Here is a 21,627-nt window from a genome sequence, read left to right on the forward strand (position 1 = left end):
TGACTGTGAGCATGACCGGAACCGACGAGGAACTCACCCGGCGGATCGCGGCGCTGGGTCGAACGGGGTACCACGCCGTCGTCGCCGGGACGATCCGCCGCGGACGACGAGCCGTGGGCGGCTGGTCGGCCGACGGCGCGGCGCTCGACGGGTCGACGCTGTTCGAGATCGGATCGATCACCAAGGCCTTCACCGGCGTGCTGCTGGCTGACATGGTCCTGCGCGGCGAGGTCGCCCTCGGCGAGACGCTGTCGGCCCACCTTCCCCAGCCGCGGCCGGCCTGGCGCCATCGTGAGCCAACGCTGCTGGAGCTGGCCACCCACCGCAGCGGACTGCCCAACTCCCCTAAGGCGATGCGCCGACGCGAACTGGGCTACTCGCTGGGCCTGCGCCGCCAGGACCCCTGGGCGGCGGTCACCGACACCGACTACCACCGCCTGGTCGCCGCTGAGAGTCCACGCCGCGCCCCCGGCGCGCGGGGTCGCTACTCCAGTCTGGCGGTCGGGCTGCTCGGCGACGCGCTCGCCGCCCGCGCCGGCATGTCTACGAGCAGCTGCTGACCGAGCGGATCCTGGACCCGCTCGGAATGGCCGACACCTCCGTGCTCGTGCCCGCCACCCGGGTCGACCGGCTGCTCCCAGGCCACTCGCCTCACGGCCGCCTGAGGCCGCCGCTGAAGGACCTCATGCCCGCGGCCGGCAGCCTGCGTTCCAGCGCCGAGGACCTGCTGCGCTTCCTGGCCGCCTGCCTGCAGCCGCCACCCGGAGCGTTGGGCGAAGCCCTCACCCTCGCCCAGCAGCCCCAGGCGAGGCTGGCGGCGCGGATCCAGGTCGGGCTCTGCTGGCTCATCCTCAACACACCCGCGGGCGGCCGCATCGTGTGGCACAACGGCGGCACCTGAGGCTTCCGCTCCTTCGCCGGCTTCGCGCCCGACCACAGCAGCGCTGCGGTCGTGCTGTCTAACACCGCCCGCAGCGTCGACCGCATCGGTCTCCACCTCACCCAGGACCGGGTATCGGACGACGCGAAGCTCGTCCCGTAGCCGGAACGCGCTGCGGCGACGCCCAAGGCTTGGCGGATGGGAGTGGCCGCGTCCCGTACGGGATCGGCTACGGGACCCGCCCTCGGCGGTTCTAGCCGGGACCTCCCGTCGATGTGAGGAGCGGGCAGGGACCTGTCTTGCCCTTCTAACTTAGAACTCTTAGGCTGCGTGCGTGGCGAGCTCGCTGACCTTCGATCTGCACGTACTCACCGCACGCCTGGACAGGGCCGCGGACCGCATCCTGCGCGCCGAGCTCGGCCTGCCCTACCGCCGCTTCCTGGCGCTACTGCTCGTCGGCGAGGGAGCCCCCACCCAACGGGTCCTCGCCGAGCGGCTGGGCGTCACCGAGCCCTCGACCAGCCGGATGGTCGCCGTCCTCGCCGACGAAGGGTTCCTGGACGTTGCTCCCGACCCCGCCGGCGGCAACCGTCGCCGGCTCGCCCTCACACCGGCCGGCAAGGAGCGCGTCGAGGCCTGCCGGAAAGTGCTCGAGGGCCGCTTCGCCGACCTCGTCGCCCGCAGCGGCGTGCCCTACGCGGAGTACGCCACCTACACCCGACGGCTCGTTGCAGCCCTGGAGTCCGGTGAGAGCGAGGTGCGGCGATGACTGGCTGGACCGTCCTGCTCGTGGGGCACGCGACCAGCGCTCTGGTGTGCCTGGGGCTCGGTGGCCAGGTGCTCCTGCGGCGCAGGAAGGGCGACGCCGCCCATCGCGCCGCGGGGTGGTGCTGGGTGGCAGGAATGGCCTTCGTAGCCACCAGTTCCTTCGCCATCCGCGACTTGCGCGACGGGCGCCTCAGCTTCCTCCACGTCCTGTCCGTCGTGACCCTGGCCGGTGTCCTCCTAGGCCTCCGCGCGGCCCGCCGTCACGACGTCCGCGCCCACCGGGTGCACATGCGCGGCAGCTACTTCGGGCTCGTCGCAGCTTTCGTCGGCGCTGTCGCCGTGCCCGACCGGCTCATACCCACCTTCGTCGTCACCCAGCCGCTCCGCGCCCTCGGCGCGGCCGCCGCCATCGCTCTCACCACCGCCGTGCTCGTCGCACTCGCCCATGCCGCGGGCCGTCGGAGGCCCGACGTCGTCAGCGGTGCACCGCGACGCGTCAAGCCGGGCGCTCGTCCACCCCAGGGAGTGCGCAGTGGCACCGGCTGACGCGGCGGTCCGCCCGCTGCACCAGAGCGAGGTCGCCGCGGCGACGGCCGTGCTGTCGGCCAGCCACGCCGACTACCCCGCCTTCCGACACCTGTGGCCCGACCCCGCGGTCCGACGTCGTGCCCTGCTGCCGTTCCTTCGCGCCAGCCTCGCCGACGCGGCAGCCCTGGGCGGCAGCAGCATCGCCGGCGACGGGGACGGAGCACTGGCCGTCGCCGTGTGGTTGCCGCCAGGGGCCTTCCCGTGGTCGGCAGCGCGCAAGGCGCGGGCCGCGCCGGCGCTGCTACGCACCGCAATGGCCGCCCCGCGCTCCTTCCCGGCCTTCGCGCGGCTCAGCGCTGCCGCCGAACACAGCCATCCCGGCGATCCGCACTGGTACCTGCAGGCGCTCGGCGTGCACCCACGCGCCCAGCGCCAGGGCTGGGGGCAGCGCGTGCTGCGGCCCGGTCTGGAGCAAGCCGACGCCACAGGGCTCCCGTGCTACGTCGAAACCTCCGACCCTGCCAACCAGGAGTTCTACCGACGCCTCGGCTTCGACGTGATCACACCGCGGCTCGAGCACCTCCCCGGCGGCCCGCCATACACAGGCCTGCGCCGGTAGGGGCGCCGCGGTGTCCGGTCAGGGATCCTCTGCGGTACGAGGGGCGGGACCGATGAGTTCCGGGGGGACGCCGGGTCTTTTCGGGCATGACCATGACGACGAGGGTCCTGAGTGTCTCGCTTCCGGCGGCTGACCAGGACGCCGCGCTGCTGTCCTCCACCGAGGTGCTGGGGTTCGTGTCCCCATGACCGCTACCTATACCTTCGACGTCTTCTCCAGCCTCGACGGCTACGGCTCCTATGGGGGCGAGGGCGACTGGGGCGGTTACTGGGGCAAGCAGGGCCCCGAGCTGCTCGACCACCGCCTCGCCTCGTTCGACGGGGAGCAGCGGATGGTCTTCGGGGCCACCACGTTTCGACAGTTCGTGCAGATGCTGGCCTCGAGCACCGAGGTGTCGGAGGTGCGTGACCCGTGGGTCACCCGGATGCGGAGCATGCCGGCCACGGTGGTGTCCTCCACGCTGGAAGGACCCCTCGACTGGCCGGATGCAACTGTCGTGCGCGGCGACGCCATCGGCATCGTCGCCCGGCTCAAGGAGGAGTCCGGGGTGCCGTTGCGCTCGCACGGCAGCCTGTCGCTGAACTGGGCCCTGATGGCCGCCGGCCTGGTCGACCGCATCCAGGTGACGATCTTCCCCGTGATCACTGGCAGGACCGGAACGGACCCCGTCCTCGGCGGTGCCGGCGACTTCGATCTCGAGCTGCTCGAGAACCGGACGCTCGACGGCGACATCCAGGAGCTCGTCTACCGGCCCACCCTGCACGTCAGCCGTCGCTGACACCAGTGCTCGCGGCCGATCCCGGTGATGACTCGGAGCTCGGAAGGAGGTGTTGTCCGACACCTGGGTCGCGGCCCGGACTCGACGCCGACTCGACACCCCAACGGCCCGGGTGTGTCCTGAGCGCCATCACCCGGCTCCGTCCCGGAACCCTCGCTGCACCTCGCGGGCCGGTGTGCAGTACTCCAGCCCAGCAGCGACGCCCGCCCAGGCCGGCGGCGACACGACCCGCAAGCAGATCCCCTGCGAGACGCCGGTGGCGAGGAGATCGACCGCGGAGACGTTGCCGTAGCGGGTTCCTCGTGCGGTGACGGCCGACCGATACAGCAGACCTGTCCCCGAAGACGGCCTCTGGGACATCCGGGACACCTGGAAGTCACTCGATCGGATGAGCCGGACGCGATGGACACCTTCGGGCGAAGCGCGATGAGCACCATCTCGTCATGTCCGAGCCCCGACTGAAGCCGTGGCACCTGAGGCTCCTCGCCTTCGCCGCGACAGTGGTCGCGATGTACGCCATTGCCTTCGGCCTGCACATCGCTTGGCTGATCGCCCCGGCTGTCATCGTGGGACTCTGCTCTGTCGGTGAGTGGGCAGTGCGACAAAGGCAAGACCGACTGGAGCCCTGAGATCGCCCGTGTCCCTTGGTGGCACAGAGGACCGCCACGGGACACCGGCCGAGCTCGTCGTGAGGGGAGCATGAGAGCCAGGCCGCGACTGGTCGCGCGGCGGCGCGCACTCGCCGATGAAGGTCCGGACAAGGGCTTGGCGCTGCAGTCCCCTGGTCGGGCGATGTCAGGGTCATCCACCGAGCACGCAAGATCGGGGGCGTCATGGATGAGCCGGGTTCGAGAGCATGAAGTTCTGGTGCTCGTCTGACGAGACCCCGGCGGTGATGGCAAGCCGCCTCATGCAGGCTCTTCTGCTCTTTGGCCTTGTGGTGCTCATCGGCGGCACCGTCGCCCTCTTCCATGTCCGCATGGAGCCGCCGGAGTTGCGGCCGTACGTCGCGGTTCTGCTCGTGGTGGCCGCCTGCCTACAGGTCTCCCTGCTCTGGCGTTCCGAGAAAGTGCGCCGCCACAAGCGCAAGCTCGATGATCGATCACCAGGGCGCTAGCAAGACAGCCTGTCTCCGACAGCCGCCTGGAGAGACAGGTCCGAGGTCTCGCTCCGACGTCACGGCACAGGGATCTCTCCTCGGGACGCCGGTTGGTGCGCGCCGGATCTCTCCCCGTCATGATCCTGCACGGAGGAGCACGGCGCAGGCGGGGACAGGAGGTGAGCGGTGACGACCAAGATCGACCTCAGGAAGGAGCTCGACGCCTACCAGGCGACCGTCCACCAGTTCCGGCTCGTCGACGTCCCCGAGCTGCAGTACCTCATGATCGACGGGCACGGGGACCCCAACACCTCGCCGGCGTTCACGCAGGCAGCCGCAGCGCTCTACCCGGTGGCCTACAAGCTGAAGTTCGCCAGCAAGCGCGACCTGGGACGCGACTACGTCGTCATGCCACTGGAAGGGCTGTGGTGGGCCGAGGAGATGGAGTCCTTCACCACCTCGCGCGACAAGTCCCGGTGGGACTGGACGCTGATGATCATGGTGCCGGGATGGATCGATCACGACCTCTTCGCCACCGCCGTGCGGCAGGCCGGCGCGAAGAACCACCCGGCTCGACTGGACGACGTCCGCCTGCAGGCCCTCCGCGAGGGCCGGTGCGTGCAGACGCTGCACATCGGCTCCTACGACGACGAGGCGGCCGTGCTGGCGCGGATGCACCACGACGTCATCCCGGCCCGTGGCCTGCGCATGGTCGGCCGGCACCACGAGATCTACCTCGGCGATGCCCGCAAGGTCGCATCCGACCGGCTGCGCACCATCCTGCGGCAGCCCGTCCGTGCCGTTGGCGAGTGACGAGCGGCACGTCACGGGCGGGCTCGGCGGGACGTGTCGGACCAGGGCCGAGGGTGCGCGGGCCTAGGGTCGAGGGCCATGAGGCGGCTGTCCCGGAGGCTGCGCGCCGGGTTGATCGCCACGGTCGTCCTCCTGGTGGTCGCCGGTGGGGTCGTCGCGTGGCTGGCCCGCTTTCCGGCCGACGTCCAGCCGCTGGCGGGGACCCCGTTCCGACTCGAGGTGCAAGACGGTGTGCCCGCCGGGGAGGTGGCGCAGCTGCGCGACGGGCTGCGCGCGATCGACGGCTACCTGGACGCCGAGGTCGGGGTGGACGTGCCCGGCCCCGTGCAGGTGCGCGTGTCGTGGTCGCAGGGCTGCGGGTTCCTCCTCGGTCCGACGTCGGTGGCCACGGCCTGGGTCGACGGTGCGGACTTCATCTGCCTGAACGCCGCGCACCCCCGTTGGCGCCAGGCCGTCAGCGAGGACCGGCGGTATCCGGCCTACGTCGCCGCGCACGAGCACGTGCACAACCTGCAGGCGCACCTGGGCTGCTTCCGGGACGGCGAGGACCACGAGTGGCAGTGGCTGTTCGAGGGCATGGCCGAGCACCTCGCCTACGCGGCCCTGATCCAGGCGGGCCTGGCCACGCAGCAGGACGCCGACGACCACATCAGCAGGTTCGGCGGGCTGCCCGAGGCGGGCGACGAGCTCGGTGACTACGAGCGCAGCTCGGCCGCCGCAGCCGACGCCTACGGCCTGTTCCAGCTCGGCGCACGGGTACTGGCCGAGACCTCCGGGCCCGCCGCGTTCGCCGACTTCTGCCGCGCGGTGGCCGGCGGCCAGCCGTGGCGGGAGAGCTTCGCGGACTCCTTCGGGATGTCGGTCGAGGACCTCTACGACGAGGTCGCGGCCCGCCGGCGGACTCTGCCCACGCCCTAGCCGACGCGGGAAGCCCACGTCGACGCCTCGGTCATGGACACGCCGGAACGACCGCAGGCCCGTCCTGCCGCCGACGCCCCTCCGCGCCGCCGCCGGAGCAGCCCCCACGGGACGACGGCCTCAGGTGCAGTCCCGCCCCGGAGCGGGTTCGCTGGCCGTTCGGCCTACGGGATGAGGTCGGCGAGGCGTCGCACCCCTGCGGTGAGCTGCTCCTCGGTGGCGCCGGCGTAACTCAGGCGAAGATGGGGTGCGGGCGGCTCGGTGACGAAGTAGGGCCGCCCGGCTCCGACGAGCAGGTCCTGCGCACGGGCGCGGGCGGCGAGGTCGACGTCGTCGACGTCGGGCGGCAGGCACAGCCACAGGTGCAGGCCGCCGCGTGGAATCGCAGCCGGGGCGACGTGCGGCAGGTGTCGCCGCAATTCGGCGGCCAGGTGGTCACGGCGCCGACGCAGCGCAGTGGCCAGCCGGTGCAGGTGCCGTGGCCAGGCCGGAGCGCCGAGGAGCTCGAGCGCGGTCTCCTGCAGGGGGCGGGGAACGCCGAAGTCCTCGACGAGGCGCACGGCGGCCAACCGGGCTGCGGCCGGACCGCGGGCGACCAGCGCGCCGACGCGCAGGCTGGGCGTGACGGCCTTGGACAGCGAGGACAGGTGCACCACGTGCCCGTCGACGTCGTCGTGCAGCAGCGGCGGCGGGGCGGGCGCGTCGAGGGCAAGGTGACGGGCCCAGTCGTCCTCGAGGACGAACGCGCCGGCGTCGCGGGCGGCGGCCAGGACCTGCGGGCGCCGCCCGGGCTCGAGCACCGTGCCGGTGGGGTTGGCGTAGGTGGGCTGGGTGTACAGCAACCGTGCGCCGGTCGTGGCGAACGCCGCGGGCAACAGGTCCGCGCGCAGCCCACCGACGTCGGTGGGCACCGGCACCGGTCGCAGCCCAGCGGCACGCGCAGCGGCCAGCGCACCCAGGTAGGTGGGCACCTCGACCAGTACCGGCGCTCCGGGTGGGGCAAGGGCGCGCAGCGCCGCGGACAGCCCCGCCTGCCCGCCGGGGACCACCAGCACGTCACCGGGGTCGGCGCCCGCCACGGCGGCGAGCAGGGAGCGCAGCTCGGGCAGGCCCGCGGCAGGAGCCAGCGCCCATCCACCGGGCCGGCGGGCCGCCCGCACCGCAGCAGCGGAGAGCGCGGCCAGCGGCTGCAGGTCCGGCGACGGGTAACCGGTGGACAGCACCAGGACGCCGGGAGCAGCGGGTGCGAGCAGGGCGGCGACGTCCCGGCCGTCGACCCGCGCCTCACCGAGGGCCACGGTCTGCCAGCCGGTGTCCGGCCGGCCCTGCCGCGCGCCCTGGCCGTGCCGGTGCGCGACGAAGGTGCCCCGGCCGGCCTCGGCGACCAGGACGCCCTCGGCCACCAGACGGGCGACAGCCCGTGCGACGGTGCCGGGGCCCACGTCGAGTTCGGCCATGAGCGCACGGGTCGATGGCAGCCGGGTGCCCGGCTGCGCCGCCGCGGCACGGCCGCGCATGGCTCGGGCTACACGGGCCGTGCTGCTACCGTCATCCATGTCAGGTGAGAGTAGCGCTACCGTCGATGAGCGCCGGCTGCTACTACACGGCCAAGCCTGGGGCTCCGTGGGCGTGCTGGCCTTCAGCCTGAGCCTGCCCACCACGCAGGTCGCGGTCCGCGAGCTCGGCCCGACGTTCGCCACGGCCGGACGGGCCGTGGCCGCCGCCGTCCTGGCTGCCGGCTACCTCACCTGGCGCCGCGCCCGGCTCCCCGACCGGTCGCTGCTGCCCAGCCTGCTGCTCGTCGCCGCCGGCGTGGTCGTGGGCTTCCCGCTGTTCACCGCGCTCGCCTTGCAGCACACCGACAGCGCGCACGGCGCAGTCATCGTCGGCCTGCTCCCGGCCGCCACCGCTGTGGCCGGGGTGTTGCGCACCGGGGAGCGACCGTCGCCGGCGTTCTGGGCCGCCTGCGCTGCCGGTGCGGTCGCGGTCGCCGTCTTCGCACTGGTGCAAGGACGCGGCCTGCCGACCACCGACGACGCGCTCACCGTCGCAGCCGTCGTGTGCGCCGCCGTCGGCTACGCCGAAGGTGCCCGGCTCGCCCCGGTGCTCGGCGCCGACCAGGTGATCTGCTGGGCGCTGCTGCTCAGCACCCCCGTCCTGCTGCCCGTGCTGCTCATGGACGTCGCCATCCAGCCGCCCGCGGCCGGCGCTTCGGGCTGGGCCTGCTTCGCCTACACCGCCGCGGTCAGCATGTTCCTCGGCTTCTTCGCCTGGTACCGCGGGCTCGCCCTCGGCGGAGTCGCCAAGGTCAGCCAGGTCCAGCTCGCCCAGCCGCTGCTCACCGTCGCCGAATCCGTGCTCCTGTTCGGCCAGGAACTCGACCCCACGGTCCTCCCCGCCGCCCTCGCCGTCCTCGCCTGTGTCGCGGCGGCCCAACGCACCCGGGTGCAACGCCAGCGCGCCGCCCGTTACCCGGAGGCACCCTTCCCAGGCTGACCCCGCGACCCGCAACCGTCCCGCTGAGGGATCGGCCTCCGGTCGCCTTCCTCCCTAGCGAGCGTGCTGCCGCAGGAGGAACCGTTGGACCTTCCCGCTGGGCGTCTTGGGCAGAGCGGGGACGAAGTCGATGCGGCGGGGGTAGGCGTGCGCGGCGTAGCGGGTGCGGACCATCGTCTGCAGTTCATCGGCCAGTGCCTCGCTGGGCTCCGTGTCCTGCCGGAGGACGACGAACGCGGTCACGACCTCGCCGCGCAGCTGGTCCGGGAGGCCGACGACGGCACACTCGGCGACGGCCTGGTGCGTGCAGAGGACGGATTCGACGTCGAAGGGACCGATGCGGTAGCCGGCCGAGAGGATCACGTCGTCGTCGCGGCCCGTGAAGAAGAGGAAGCCGTCGGCGTCCATGTGACCGCTGTCGCCGGTGAGGTAGTAACGGCCGTCGCCGGCGTAGCGCTGCGCGGTCAGTTCGGCGTCCTGGTGGTAGCCGGTGAAGCAGAACAGCGGGCTCGCCGGTACGTCCAGGGCGACCCTGCCGACCGTGCCCACGGCAGCGGGGACGTCCGCGTCCGGGTCGAGGACGACCGCTGTGAACCCGGGCAGGGCGCGTCCCATGGAAGCGGGACGCAGTGGGGCGCGCAGTTCGGGGTGGTGGCTGTTGGCCACCACCATGCCGACCTCGGTCTGCCCGAAGTGGTCGTGCACCGGCACCCCCAGGACGCTGGTCGACCACTCGATGATGTCGGGGGTGAGTGGTTCTCCGGCGCTGGAGACGGCTCGGAGGACGAGACGATCCGGTATGGGAAGTCCGGAGCTCCGCACGGCCCGGAAGGCGGTGGGTGCCGCGGCGAGGTTGCTGACCCCCAGGTCACGGAGGACCCGGAGGAAGAGCTCCGGGGCGAAGGGGCCGTCGAGCAGGATGGTGCGTCGGCCGGCGGCCAGCGGCGCGACGACGGCGTAGAAGAGGCCGTAGGCCCAGCCGGGGTCGGCCGCGTTCCAGTAGACGTCATCGGCACGGACGTCGAGGCCGAACTCGTAGTAGGCATGGATCCCGGCCAGTGCCCGGGCGGGCACCACGACGCCCTTGGGGTTGCCGGTCGTCCCCGACGTGTAGAACTGGATGACGGGCCCCTCCGGCCCCTGGGCGTGCGGGGCAGCGGCCCGCGCCGGCCCGCTCGCGACACCGTCGAAGGGGATGTCGCCCTCGCGGGCATCCGCGCCGAGGACGACGATCCGCCACGGCGGGTCGGCGGGCATGTCCGGTCCCGCATCGAGCTTGGGACGCTGCTGGCTGTCGCAGACCACCAGCTCCGCGCCGGATGCCGCCAGGCGCAGCGCGATGGCCTGCGCGCCGAACGCGGTGAACAGCGGCACGTGCACCGCACCGAGCCGCCACATCGCCAGCAGCGTGATCGGCAGCTCGACGCCCTTGGGGAGCAGTGTGGCGACCCGGGTGCCGGCGCGGACACCGAGCCGTGCCAGGCCGCCCGCGAGCTGCTCCGACCGGCGGCGCAGCTCGCCGTAGCTGAGGTCCTGGGAGGTCGTGCCGGCACGGACGACGGTGACGGCCACGCGGTCGGCGGGATGGCGGTCGCACAGGGCTTCGGCGACGGCGAGGTCGGCGGCCGAGTACTGGTCCACCAACTCCTCGACGCGCTGCTGCACGCTCGGGTCGCCCCTCCCCGTCCGGTCGGCGGTCACCGCAGGGCCGCCAGGACCATGTCCGAGATCCGCTGGGAGCGCACGACGTGGTCGGAGTCCTCCAGCGCGCCGGTGGTGAGCAGTGCGAACGCGACGTCCCGCTGGGGGTCGACCCAGAACAGGCTGGTCCCCGATCCCCACCCGCCGAAGGTGCGCGGGCTGCCCAGGTTCGGCAGCGGCCCCGGGGTCAACCCCTCGCCGCGGACGAAGAAGCCCAGGCCCACACTGCCGGGCCACGCGGCCCAGTGCCTGCTCGACAGCGCGTAGGTGAACAGTGAGTTGGGCAGGTCGCCGGTCCAGTTCCGGGTCGCCAGCTCGAGCATCGCCGGGGACAGCACCCGGTGCCCGTCAGCGATGCCGCCGGCGCGCAGCATGTCGGCGAACCGGAAGACGTCCCCGATCGTGGTGATGCAGCCGGCACCCGGGATCTCGGCGCCCTCCATCGCGAGCAGGGCACCCACCCCCTGCACCTCCTGGGGCTGGAACAGGCCGGCGGGCCGGCGATACCGGGGCACCACGGGGGCCACCGGGCGGCCGTTCTGCGGCGGCCCGAAGCTGGTGGAGGTCATGCCGACCGGCTCGAGGAGTTCCTCGGCGAGGATGCGGGAGAGCCCTCGACCCTCGGGATCGACGGCGACCAGCATCGAGCCCATGACCGCCTGAGCGGCCAGCAGCGAGTAGATGACCCGGGTCCCCGGCTCGGCCTCCGGCGCGGCGGCCGCGGCGTACTCCGTCCACTTCTCGTAGTAGATGAGGTCCTCCGGCGGCAGGGGTGCCAGGCCGGACAGGATCCCCGACGTGTGGGTCAACAGGTGCCAGAGCGCGACTCGGTGCTTCCCCCTGGCCTCGAAGCCGGGCAGGACCTCGTGGACGGGTTGGAGCAGGTTGAGCAGGCCGCGTTCTACATAGCTGAGGACGACGGTGTTGAAGAACTGCTTGCTGATCGAGAAGGGCACCAGCAGCTGGTCCTCGGTGAGCGGAGTCCCTGCTGCCCGATCGGCGAAGCCGACGACCTCCAGTGCAGTGAGGTCCCCGGCTCGCCCGACGGCGACCGCCGCCCCGTCGTAGAGCTCCCGGGCTATGTCGGACTCGAGGGCCTCGCGGACGCGGCGCAGACGGTCCGGATCGAAAGCGAGCACTCGGGGTGGCACCGTGGTCACGTCGACACTCCTTCAGGCGGGGCAGGGGGCACTGTCGTCCGGGCCTCGAGCACCGACCCGTCGCGACCGCGGGTCGCCAGACGGACGGTTGATCGATGGAGAACGGTGGGCGGCGCATCGGCGAGGTGCGACCGTGCGCTCCGTGCGGCCCGGGGAGTTGATCGTGCAGGCGGGTGGTGAGCTGGGCCATACTCATTCCGGCCAGACAGTTGCTCATTCCGGTCAAGCCGCTAGTGTTCGCCCATGCTCGACCCGGCGTCGCCCCGGCACCCGGCGAGCGTGCGCGACCTGCTCGAGGTCGCCCGGATCCCCGATGACGTGAGCCTGCGGGGAACGAGGATCACCCGTGAGCTGCTGGCCGACCCGCTCAGCGAGATCGCCACCCGCGACGAGGTGCGCGTGATCGACAACGTCGTGGCCGCCGTGCCGGATCGCACCGACATCGGGCTGGACTCCGGCGCCCGCTGTCGGCTCGACGCCTTCGGGATGACGGGCCTGCTGATGCTCTACGGGGAGAACCTCGCCCAGGCCTTCGCGTCGTCCATCCGGTACCAGGACCTGTGCTACCCGCTGCCTCGCTCGGCCCACCAACGGGTCGGGTCGACCGTGGTGATCACGCTGGACCCGAGCGACTACCCGCGCCACCTGCACGCCTACCTGATCGATCACCAACTCGCGGCGATCGACGCGATCATCACCCAGCTACGCGGGCGGGGGATGCGGGCCAGGAGCGTGGAGCTCGTCCAACCGCGCCCTCCGCACGCGGAGCGCCACACCGCACTCTTCGGCGTTCGCCCGGTCTTCGGTGCCCCCCTGGATCGCATCGTGGTCGACGCGCGGGAGCTCGACGACCCGTTCCCCCAGGCCAACCCGGCCGTGGTCGCGCAGTTGGACGCGAACTGCCGCACCGTCCTCCAGCGCCGCCGCGCACGCGTCGGGGCGACGGGGATGGTGCGCCACCGCCTCGAGCGGGCCAACGGACCCATCCCCACCCTCGAGATGGTCGCGGCCGACGTGGCCATGTCTCCCCGCACCCTGCGCCGCGCGCTCGCGGCCGAGGGCTCCTCGTTCCGCAGTCTCGACATCGAGGTCCGCCTCGCCCGCGCCACCCACCTGCTGGAGACCACGGCGCTGTCGGTGGAAGCCGTCGGCCGCGACCTCGGCTACGCGACGGCCTCCGCGTTCGTCCACGCCTTCACGCGCTGGGCGGGACAGTCCCCCGGGGCCCACCGGCGAGCACACGTCGCCCGGACCAGCCGCTGACGCACCAGTGCGCCCACCCAGGGCATCGCCCCCTCCAGCGCGGGACGAGTCCGGGCCACCCGCTCGGCAGGCAGGACGACGAACAGCAGCCGGGGAGGGCTCCCGGTACCCCCGCACCGAACGCCTCCCCGCCGGGCCAACCAACGAGCCGTTCGCCAGTGATCACCTCGTGCCCGCCCGGTGTGTGATGCGGCCCCCGCCGACACGGGTCAGTAGCAGGCAGAGGCTCCCCGCCGACACCGTCGCCCCGCTGGCTGGCCGCTGGGCGACGAGGGAACCGATCCTGAGCGACACCAGATGCGCGCCGCAGGCCACGTCGAACAGCCCGACATGGAAGCCGTCGGGGTCGGCCGGTCACACCATCTGGTCGAAGGCGGTGAGGTGGGTGCTGCTCGGTGCGGTCATCGCGTCGAACTGCCGGAGGACTGTGAGAGGTCTCCAGAAGATCACGCGGTGGCCGCCTCGACGTCCAGGGGCCCGGCGACGCCTCACTGCGAGCCCACGGGCTCGGATCACGCATGATCGCGATGGCGTCGCGAGCACCTGGAGCGACGACCCAACGGCACTGGCGGTGCTTGCGGCCGTCGTGGCCGCGAACAACGCGTCCCGGCGGGCGCTGGAGGAGACGAGGCTGCGGGAGATCGCCGCGAGGCTGATCAATCCGGACAACCCGTTGGACGACCCGCTCCACCATGTCTACCGGGGCGACCGGCCGAAGAAGGCCCCTGCGCCAGGTCCTGGTGACCGATCCGCTTGTGGAGTGGGTCGGCTCCCGCCGCACGGTCCTGGGCAACGAGGAGGCGATCGTCGACGGTCGGCCGTTCCGGCCTGATCGCGACCGGAGCTGACCCGCCGCAGCGGTGAGGCGCGCAGTGCCTGCCAGCGGGATGGCGTCACGCCGTAGGCGCGAGTGAACTGGCGCGTCAGGTGGCTCTGGTCGGCGAAGCCGGCCTCGACAGCGGCGTGCGCGACCGGGTGGCCGGCCTCCAGGGCGGCGCGGGCCAGTCCGAGCCGCCGCAGCGTGCGATACCGGTCGGGACTGGTCCCGAAGGCGAGCCGGAACTGGCGGGCCAGCGACCAGCGGTCCAGTCCGGTCATGGCTTCCAGCGTGGATGCGCTCGTCTGCTCCGCGGCGTGGGCGGTCAGGTACTCGCGCACGCTCTCGACCGCCCGCTCGTCGATCGCGGGCCGCGGCCGGCGCGGCCCGGGGCCCAGCCTGGTGAGGACGTCGGCGACGACGACGGCCAGCTCCGCGGCATGCAGGCCGCTGACCGGCTCGTCGACGTCGGACACGAGGGCAGCCAGCGGTCGTGTCGCCCGCGAGTCCCGTACGACAGGGTCGGCCACGAAGGGCAGCGGTCGGCCGCCCAGCGCACCGCGCAGGGCCTCCGGTGCGACGTACAGGATCCGGTAGCCGAAGCCGTCGTCCGTCCCGGCGGCTCCGTCGTGCTCCTCGTCCGGGTGCAGCACGTGCACCTCCCCGGGCAGACAGATGCGGCGCGAGCCGCGGTAGCCGAAGGTCTGCACACCCGCCGTCGTGACCCCGATCGCGTAGGTGTCGTGCCGGTGGGGCCGGAAGGTCAGCGACGACAGGTGCACCTCGGCCCGCTCGAACCCCCGGGCGCCCGGCCCGAAGCGGATGGAGTCCCCGCCCGGGCCGCACGATCGTCCAAGACCGCTGGGGAGGGCGCCTCCTAGCGTCCGGGACATGTCCGGAACGTATCGCGGCCCTCATGCCTGAGTCGCTCGCCGAGCAGGCCGCCGCCGGAGGGTCGATCGGGTCGCTGCTGCTCGCCTCGCTGGCGGTGATGGGCAGTCCTGGCCCCACCACGATGAGCCTGGTCGCCACCGGGTCTGCGTTCGGCATGCGCCGGTGCCTGCCTTACCTGACCGGCGTCGTCCTCGGGACGACCGCTGTGCTGGTCGCCGTGGCGACCGGCCTGACTGCAGCGCTGCTGGCGGTGCCCGCGATCGGCTCGGTCCTGACCGTGGGGGCGGTCGTCTACATCCTCTGGCTGGCCTTCCACATCGCCACCGCCGCGCCGCTGTCCGAGCAGCCGGCCGCCGCCAGCCTCCCGTCCTTGACCGGCGGGGTGTTCCTCGGGCTCGCCAACCCCAAGGCCTGGCTCGCCATCGCGGCGGTCTTCGCCAGTGCCCGATCGACACCGGATGCCGGCGCGGACGCGGCCGCGAAGCTCCTCCTCCTGACCGCGATGATCGTCGCCATCCATCTCGGCTGGCTGCTGATCGGCGCCTCGATCACGCCCGTCCTCCGCGGCGGCCGGTGGTCCCGAGTGATCAACGTGACGCTCGCGGCCGCCCTGGTCGTCGCGACGGTCCTCGCTGTGCTGCCGTGACCGCGACGCTCGCTCGAGCGAGCGCGCCCACTCCTGTGGTGGCTGCTGGCGCCGGCCCAGCCGCGGCAGGTGCGCGACGCAGTAGCCGCTCACAGCCGACGGGCAGGCCTCCGCGTCTGGGTGACCCGGGCTCGCTGGCTGTCCACGGCGCGACATCGGTGTCAACCGGCTCCAGCCTCGGGGGGCGGGCGGCAGCCACCACCACCGCTCGCTGCATGCGGCACTCACCCTGACAGCGCGACACAACAAGGACTGTCCCTTCCTCGGGTCATCCCGTGTGCAGAGATCGATCCGCCGGGTTGTGCGTGACCGAGTGGAAGCGCACCATCAGGCCGGCCCGGGTGGGCGCGCAGCAATAGGGACCGGCCTGCAGCGCTCCGTCTACGGGCAGCGGAGCGACGCGGACGAGTTGCCACGGCTCGGCCTCGACGCGGGCCCGCACGGTCAGTGCGTTGCCCCGTCTGCTGGCGCGCACGGTGACCTCGCGCCCGGTCCAGTGCGGCACCGGGGCCACCGACCAGTCCGACTCGCCGCGGGTGACGACGGCGCCGATCTGGGGCACGCCGTCGCTGACTTCTACTCCAGCCTTGGTCCAGCTCCGCTCGTCGGCCCGCACGAGCACGCCCGCTTGGTCGAACTGCTGGTCGTAGTCGAGCAGGAAACGCACTTCCACGGCCGTGGCGTCCGGGAAGGGCGCGAGCAGCGCATGTCCGGAGTCACGGACGAAGCCGTAGGACGTCGTCCGCCACAGGTCGCTGCCCTGCGCGGCGGTGACGAGCAGGTCGTCGCCGTCCAGGTGAGCGTCCGGCGGTTGGTTGTGCCAGCTGCCCTCCGCCCACGGCCCCCACCGCGCGGCGGCAGGCGGCGCTACCCGGTCCTCAGGCCTTCGACCGGGCATCGGCGGAACCTCCTGTCCACGGCAGGGCATCGGTCTGGCACGCGGTGCTGCACCTGCGGTCGCTCACCCCAGGGTGCTCCCGCCGTTGACGGGCAGCCGTGCGCCGGTGACGAAGGCGGCGGCGTCCGAGACGAGGTAGGACACCGCCGCCGCGACGTCATGCGGCGTTCCCGTCCGCCCCAGCGGAACGGATCGTCGGTACCCCTCCAACAGCTGCGGGTCACCATCGGCGTGCCGTTCCACCGGAACCCAACCGGGAGCCACGGTGTTCACCGTGATGCCATGGGCGGCCAGCTCACGGGCCTGCGCGCGGGCCAGGCCGAGCTGCGCCGTCTTGGCTGTCACGTAGGCGGCGTTGCCGTGGGGGAAGCGCTCGACGACGTCGGAGCCGATGTGCACCACCCGCGGCGAGCGAGCCCTCATCAGATCCGGCAGGGCATGGCGTACCAGCAGGACGGGGCTCTTGACGAAGTAGTCCAACTGCGCGGTCACTGCCTTCCGGGTCAGCTCGGCGACCGGGACGGTCGGCTGAGGCCCGGTGGCGTTGAGGACCAGCGCGGCCACCGGCCCTAGGCGCTGGCGGACATCGGCGAGCAAGGCGACGACCGGCGCCTCCTCGGTGACGTCGGTGCCGAAGGCTTCCGCGATCCCTCCTGCGGCGCGGATGTCGGCCACCACGGCATCCGCGGCGTCGGCAGAGGTGGCGTAGTTGACCGCGACGGCGAAGCCGTCGGCGGCAAGGCGCCGGGCGATCTGCGCGCCCAGGCCGCGGGACGCCCCAGTCACCAGGGCCACCGGCCGATCCGTTAGCGGTGCGGTGGGCCTGCGCGCGGCCTTCCTGGTCACCCTGCCGCTGCTGGCGGCGCTGGTCGTCCTCGGCCGCGACCCCATCCGCCCGTCCGACATCGACAGGAGACCAGCGTGACCGATGACGAGATCCTCAGCAGCCCCTCCGGTGAGGCGACCGACGGCCATGCCGAACGGGAACGCCGCGCCCGCAGCGGCGCCTCCCCCACGGTCAGCCCGGTCTGCTGCAGCTGGGTGACGGCCCAGATGAGGAAGCCGAACTCCACGGAGACGGCCAGCAGCACCGGTGCCCACCGGCGGAGGACCTGGCTCAGGGAAGGTGTGGCGCCGGCCGGGCCCGCCCCGGTCGTCGGTAGAGGCGGCGGGCAGCGTCGGTCGGCGGGTCGCCGTGGCGGTGAGGACGGCGAGCACGGGGACGGGCAGCGTCAGCGCCAGCCGCTCGGAATTGCCGGCCACGTCGAGGGCGCCCAACGCGGCCGGGGCTGCGGCTGCGCGAACTCGGCACTGGATCTCTGGAACTTCGCCGGGGACGCGGCGACGAGCATCGGTGACCCGTGGCACGACCGTGGCTGGTTGGCTGAACGCTGCTACCGGGAACCGGTCGCTGCCAACATGCCCTGCGTGTTCGACCTCCCCAGCTACCGGCCGCGCTGGCTGGCCAACGAAGTGCACCGTGTCTGCCAGGTGCTCAACGACGGCGTGCACCTGCTGCGCACGGCGCTGTCCTGACCGGCGGACCGAGCGGTGCTGCCCCGCGCCGGCAGCGCACATCGGCTCGGGCACGGCAGGTCAGGTGCCCTCGAGCGGCTCACGCAGGGACAGCGAACCGACGCAGGTCGATCATGAACCCGTGACCAAGAGACCGCACGTGGACTGGACCGCCGAGGAGCTGCAGGCGCTGTCTGGGCAGGCGCTCCGGTCCCGGCTCCAACAGGCCCGGGAAGCGGAAGCGCGGGCCGACGCTCCTGGCATGGGGCGGTCAGTCAAGGGGCGGAGACTATGGCGGCAGAATCGAGAGTTGGTAGAGGAGGCGATGGCTCGGCGCGCCTCATCGTGACGCCACTCCACCTGCCCGGGTTGAAGGTGTCCCTGAAGCCGCCTTCAGGGACACGTCGGGTGCCGCACTCCGCCATCACCGTAAAAGGGATCCCCTGCGGGACAGGCACTGCGGATCGTCGAGGTCGCCGAGGACGTCACCGCTGGCCGTTCGGCTGTTGGGACGGGGCTGCGGGTCGCCGGCCGGCTCGACCGCAAGGCGAGTGACCTTTAGCGGCCCACTACGGGCCACCCTGGTCGGAGCGGTCTGATGGGCGGGGGTGGAGCCTCGCGAGTAGTGAGGTGCCTGCCGGACGCTATGACTCCCTTGGTCGCAGCCGCGTGACGAACGTCGGAGGCCCGCGGCGTGCGCGTCTGCTCCCCCGCCGGCCGATCTCGCGGCCGGTGTCGACGAGGACCCACCTCTGGCCCACGATCGCCTCCCCCTTCGTCCAGACCTGGTGGTCCAGTGGCCGGGCCAGTTGCTGCGCGAGCCAAACGACGGCGGTCTCCGCCGCCTGTTCGTCAGACATGGTCACGCCACGAACGACGAGCGCCTCCTCATCCCCAGCGTCGAAGTCGTCCCAGAGGTAGGTGTCGCCCCAGTAGCCGCCGAGGAAGCCGTCGTCCCAGCGGACCTGGATGTGGTTGGTGATGACGGGCCACTTCCCGTCGGGGACCTGCCGCACGTTGACCATCAGGAGGCAGCCGGCGTAGTCGGTCTCCCAGGTCTCGCTCGGCCCGACGAGGTGGCCGAGCCGCTCGGGGGCGAGGACGCGCAGGCGCTCGAGAAACGGCGTAGTCCGGTCACTGGGAAACCACCCTGTCGCGTACTCCTGCGAACCCACGGCAGACAGTGTCACGCATCGCGGCGCCGAAGCCCGTGGTCGTCTCCAGAGCCGCTTGTGTCTCAGTCCCGCCCACTCCCAGGGACGCCACCGGACCGCTGAGACGCTTCCGCGGAAGCGGCGAAGGCTGCGCTTGACGACGCTTCTGCAGGAACTTCTCCCCCGAGGACGCGTGTCCGTTAGCGGCCCATTCAGGGAAACCTGGATGGGTGGTCGGGGTGCGCTGCGTGCTCTCGGTAGTCCGCTGGCACGGGACGCCCACGCCAAGCCGGCTCGCGAGGGGCCATCGGGCTGCCTGCGCCGTCAGCGCAGCGGGAAGACAGATCGTCAATTGACATACCTGCTCCTCGTGGCTCCGATGATCAACGACTTTGATCATGCGCTGCTGGAGTAGCCGACGATCGCTTGGAGCAGGCGTCCTTGAAGAGCTTTCCCTCGGCCGTGGGGTGCTCGGTGATGTCGTGCGCTCCGCGCACGAGAGGTCAGCCACAGCTGGTTGGGTTGCTCGGCGGTGAAGTCACGCAGCACCAGGTTGTCGTGGACGGGTGGTCCGGGTGTGCGGTGCAGGCCTCCCTTGCGGGAGTGCACCGACCACAGGCGATGGGAGCTGCACAGCCGGTCGACCCGGTTGCGCGATGCCCGTACGCGTTGGTTGGCGAGCTCGTCGGGATGAACCGGTAGCCAAACTCCGGGTCGTCGTGGTGGATGTCGATCGCGGCGTTGATCAGATGCGCGTCGTCCCAGTCGCGCTGGCTGACCGGATTGGCCTGCCACTTGTAGAACGCCTGCTTGGAGAACCCGAGCACCCGGCAGGTCACCGCGACGGGGATCTTGTCGGCGGCGAGGTCTTGGACCAGCAGGTACATCTTTTGGGGAAGACGTCGCGGGCGAAGTACGCGGTCGCCCGGCGCAGGATCTCGTTTTCCTGCTCTAGCTGCTTGGCCCGCTTGCGCAGCTCCCGGTTCTCGGCCTCCAGGTCGACGCCGGCGGTCGAGACGGTCGAGGCGGTCGAGGCGGTCGAGGGTGACCCTGTACCGGTGCGGCCGTCCTCGCGGTCGGCGATCTTCAGCCAGCGCTGCAGGCGGGCCTCAGAGACCCCGAAGCTCCTGGCGACCTGAGCGATCGACTGGTCGCCCTGCCGGGCCACCGCGATCACGTCCCGCCGGAACTCCTTGGGAAACGGCTTGGGCACGATGCTGATCCTTCTAGCGAGGCTGAAGCCTCGCAGGCAAGGAGTCAACCGAAGCCTGGGCATTCCCCGATTTCGATGCCATCGGCCGACATGGCGTCGTCTTAGAAGCCGAACGGCTACCGACTCACTTCAGTCGCTCGACCAGTGGCTGGCCGGTGTGTACCGCGGGGAATCTCTCTGTGGTGAGAGGGGACGGGACTCCGACCTGTCCCCTGAAGGCGGCTTAAGGGATAGGTCGGGGCCGTCGATACTTGCCTCGTGGACAGTGCTCAGCGACCGGCCTCGCGAAGTCAGCGCATGCGCGAGCTCAGGCAGTCCATACGGACGCATGACGCACTGTGGGCTTGGGGCACCAACGAAGGGCTTGTCCTGTGGAGGGACAGCCGTAGAGCAACCATGATTGCCCTGTGGCAATCGGAGATCCGCGCCCGCGAGGAGAACGAAGGACCAGACGCCGGCCCCGATGAAGGCACCGTCCGCGTCACCGTCACGGAGCTGCAGGCGAAAGTTCCGGTGTGGACCGACGAGGGTGTCCGGCGTTATGGCTTGGAGCCCCAGGGCGAGGACATCCTCTACACGCTTGCCCCGGACGAGTTCTTGTCGTTCGTCACCACTGGCCTGGCGGTTGCCCGACGACTGCCCTGACGCCACGACGCCACCGACCTGGAATCTGGTGGCCAGCACCTCCCGGTGCTGTGGTCGGGCATCACGCCACGAGGTCGGCGATGTGCTGCGCCCAGCGGGTGCATGCCGCTGCGTTGGGGTGGAAGCCGTCGTCGGCGAACAGCGCCTCGGTCAGCGGGGGCGCGGCCGTGTGCAGCACGCCTCGTCGGCGGGCAGCGAGTCTGCCTAGTTCGCGGTCCAGGGCGTGGGCGTGCCAGCCGAGCACGGTGCGCAGGGGGTGTGGCAGGGCCGGGAAGGCTCCGAGATCGGGCACTCCGGCGAGCAGGATCCGTCCTTGAGGGGTGAGCAGCGGCTGGAGGGCGTCGACGACGCGGGTGATCCGCTCGCGCCAGTGTCGACGGCTGCGCAGCCGCAGCGCGTCGTTCACGCCCAGCACGACCACGACGAGGTCGTGGCGCCCGCCCGCGGCCGGTACGAGTTCGCGGGCAGTCGCGCTCGCCGTGGCGCCGGTGCGCGCGCACACCTGCCATGCGACGCCACGCACGCCGCGCCGAGCGAGTTCGGCCGCGAGTTGTCCGGCCAGCCCGTCGCGCTGACACGCGACCCCGACCCCCGCCGCGGAGGACTCACCGACGACCAGCAACCGCAGTGGCGCCTCGCCACCGGCAGCACCCTCAAGACCACTTTCGAGACCACCGCGGTCGCCAGCGGCCTCGGGCAGCAGCGGGGTCTCCCGGCGCACCCGTCGGCCCTGCCGGACGAGCACGGGCGCCAGGAGCACTGCGGCTGGACGACCGGCGGCCGCAGACACCGCCTGCCAACCTCCACTTGATCGAGGTCGCC

At 72.0% G+C, this 21,627-nt stretch carries 20 protein-coding genes and 2 pseudogenes; 13 read left to right on the top strand and 9 right to left on the bottom strand.

All coding sequences use genetic code 11. The features are described 5' to 3' along the window. The first annotated feature begins 11 nt into the window (after positions 1-11). From RTG05_RS14875 to RTG05_RS14910, 8 genes and pseudogenes are all read left to right on the top strand, one after another. Positions 12-901: pseudogene (locus RTG05_RS14875) on the top strand (serine hydrolase domain-containing protein). Positions 902-1,214: 313 nt separating this feature from the next. Further along, complete coding sequence (locus RTG05_RS14880) at positions 1,215-1,649, top strand: MarR family winged helix-turn-helix transcriptional regulator (protein WP_166525772.1); 435 nt, start codon at positions 1,215-1,217, stop codon at positions 1,647-1,649. Further along, positions 1,646-2,194, top strand: coding sequence for a DUF2306 domain-containing protein (locus tag RTG05_RS14885; protein ID WP_166525773.1), 549 nt, complete (start codon positions 1,646-1,648; stop codon positions 2,192-2,194). Before RTG05_RS14880 ends, RTG05_RS14885 begins: the two co-directional genes overlap by 4 nt. Continuing rightward, positions 2,181-2,795, top strand: a complete 615-nt coding sequence (locus RTG05_RS14890; protein WP_166525774.1) for a GNAT family N-acetyltransferase — start codon at positions 2,181-2,183, stop codon at positions 2,793-2,795. The genes RTG05_RS14885 and RTG05_RS14890 overlap by 14 nt, the downstream gene beginning before the upstream one ends. Positions 2,796-2,979: 184 nt before the next feature. After that, positions 2,980-3,573, top strand: a complete 594-nt coding sequence (locus tag RTG05_RS14895) for a dihydrofolate reductase family protein (RefSeq protein ID WP_166525775.1) — start codon at positions 2,980-2,982, stop codon at positions 3,571-3,573. Positions 3,574-4,429: 856 nt separating this feature from the next. Continuing rightward, entirely contained in the window at positions 4,430-4,690 is a 261-nt protein-coding gene (locus RTG05_RS14900) for a hypothetical protein (RefSeq protein WP_166525776.1), read from the top strand. 168 nt (positions 4,691-4,858) lie between these two features. Next, a complete protein-coding gene (locus RTG05_RS14905; RefSeq protein WP_166525777.1) occupies positions 4,859-5,485 on the top strand; it encodes a GyrI-like domain-containing protein in 627 nt (208 codons plus the stop codon). A gap of 78 nt (positions 5,486-5,563) precedes the next feature. Beyond that, positions 5,564-6,403 (top strand): hypothetical protein, encoded by an 840-nt coding sequence (locus RTG05_RS14910; RefSeq protein ID WP_166525778.1) that lies wholly within the window; start codon positions 5,564-5,566, stop codon positions 6,401-6,403. 164 nt (positions 6,404-6,567) lie between these two features. Here RTG05_RS14910 and RTG05_RS14915 read toward each other — a convergent pair whose 3' ends face one another. Next, entirely contained in the window at positions 6,568-7,959 is a 1,392-nt protein-coding gene (locus RTG05_RS14915; RefSeq protein WP_166525779.1) for an aminotransferase-like domain-containing protein, read from the bottom strand. Between RTG05_RS14915 and RTG05_RS14920 the strand changes: the two genes are divergently transcribed. Next, positions 7,958-8,899, top strand: a complete 942-nt coding sequence (locus RTG05_RS14920; protein WP_166525780.1) for a DMT family transporter — start codon at positions 7,958-7,960, stop codon at positions 8,897-8,899. The genes RTG05_RS14915 and RTG05_RS14920 overlap by 2 nt on opposite strands. A 54-nt stretch (positions 8,900-8,953) precedes the next feature. Here RTG05_RS14920 and RTG05_RS14925 read toward each other — a convergent pair whose 3' ends face one another. Both RTG05_RS14925 and RTG05_RS14930 read right to left on the bottom strand, forming a co-directional pair. Further along, positions 8,954-10,564 carry an AMP-binding protein gene (locus tag RTG05_RS14925; RefSeq protein WP_208104588.1) on the bottom strand — a complete coding sequence of 537 codons (1,611 nt, stop codon included), beginning with the start codon at positions 10,562-10,564 and terminating at the stop codon, positions 8,954-8,956. Positions 10,565-10,596: 32 nt separating this feature from the next. Beyond that, a complete protein-coding gene (locus RTG05_RS14930; protein ID WP_166525782.1) occupies positions 10,597-11,760 on the bottom strand; it encodes a serine hydrolase domain-containing protein in 1,164 nt (387 codons plus the stop codon). Between the two features lie 243 nt (positions 11,761-12,003). Here RTG05_RS14930 and RTG05_RS14935 point away from each other — a divergent pair, with 243 nt between their 5' ends. Continuing rightward, complete coding sequence (locus tag RTG05_RS14935) at positions 12,004-13,023, top strand: AraC family transcriptional regulator (RefSeq protein ID WP_166525783.1); 1,020 nt, start codon at positions 12,004-12,006, stop codon at positions 13,021-13,023. Positions 13,024-13,719: 696 nt separating this feature from the next. Here the strand turns inward: RTG05_RS14935 and RTG05_RS14940 are convergent. Next, entirely contained in the window at positions 13,720-14,733 is a 1,014-nt protein-coding gene (locus tag RTG05_RS14940; protein ID WP_166525784.1) for an AraC family transcriptional regulator, read from the bottom strand. Between the two features lie 23 nt (positions 14,734-14,756). Here RTG05_RS14940 and RTG05_RS14945 point away from each other — a divergent pair, with 23 nt between their 5' ends. Next, the gene (locus tag RTG05_RS14945) at positions 14,757-15,380 is read left to right on the top strand and encodes a LysE family translocator (protein ID WP_166525785.1); all 624 of its coding nucleotides are present in this window, start codon (positions 14,757-14,759) and stop codon (positions 15,378-15,380) included. A gap of 268 nt (positions 15,381-15,648) precedes the next feature. Here the strand turns inward: RTG05_RS14945 and RTG05_RS14950 are convergent, their stop codons facing one another. Beyond that, a complete protein-coding gene (locus tag RTG05_RS14950; RefSeq protein ID WP_166525786.1) occupies positions 15,649-16,278 on the bottom strand; it encodes a DUF1349 domain-containing protein in 630 nt (209 codons plus the stop codon). 63 nt (positions 16,279-16,341) lie between these two features. Beyond that, on the bottom strand, positions 16,342-17,073 hold the full coding sequence (locus RTG05_RS14955; protein ID WP_208104589.1) for an SDR family NAD(P)-dependent oxidoreductase: 732 nt from the start codon (positions 17,071-17,073) through the stop codon (positions 16,342-16,344). 126 nt (positions 17,074-17,199) lie between these two features. On the opposite strand from RTG05_RS14955, the gene RTG05_RS14960 reads away from it, so the two are divergent. Next, on the top strand, positions 17,200-17,814 hold the full coding sequence (locus tag RTG05_RS14960) for a hypothetical protein (protein ID WP_166525787.1): 615 nt from the start codon (positions 17,200-17,202) through the stop codon (positions 17,812-17,814). A 623-nt stretch (positions 17,815-18,437) separates the two neighbouring features. Here RTG05_RS14960 and RTG05_RS14965 read toward each other — a convergent pair. Beyond that, complete coding sequence (locus tag RTG05_RS14965) at positions 18,438-18,968, bottom strand: hypothetical protein (RefSeq protein WP_166525788.1); 531 nt, start codon at positions 18,966-18,968, stop codon at positions 18,438-18,440. Between the two features lie 378 nt (positions 18,969-19,346). Then, positions 19,347-20,160: pseudogene (locus RTG05_RS14970) on the bottom strand (transposase); the annotation flags it as partial. A 396-nt stretch (positions 20,161-20,556) separates the two neighbouring features. Between RTG05_RS14970 and RTG05_RS14975 the strand changes: the two are divergent. Beyond that, positions 20,557-20,805, top strand: a complete 249-nt coding sequence (locus RTG05_RS14975; RefSeq protein WP_166525791.1) for a hypothetical protein — start codon at positions 20,557-20,559, stop codon at positions 20,803-20,805. Between the two features lie 61 nt (positions 20,806-20,866). Here RTG05_RS14975 and RTG05_RS14980 read toward each other — a convergent pair whose 3' ends face one another. Next, entirely contained in the window at positions 20,867-21,526 is a 660-nt protein-coding gene (locus RTG05_RS14980) for an SGNH/GDSL hydrolase family protein (protein ID WP_166525792.1), read from the bottom strand. Between the last annotated feature and the right edge of the window lie 101 nt (positions 21,527-21,627).

The organism is Geodermatophilus sp. DSM 44513, from assembly GCF_032460525.1.
In the GTDB taxonomy this organism is placed as follows: Bacteria; Actinomycetota; Actinomycetes; order Mycobacteriales; family Geodermatophilaceae; genus Geodermatophilus.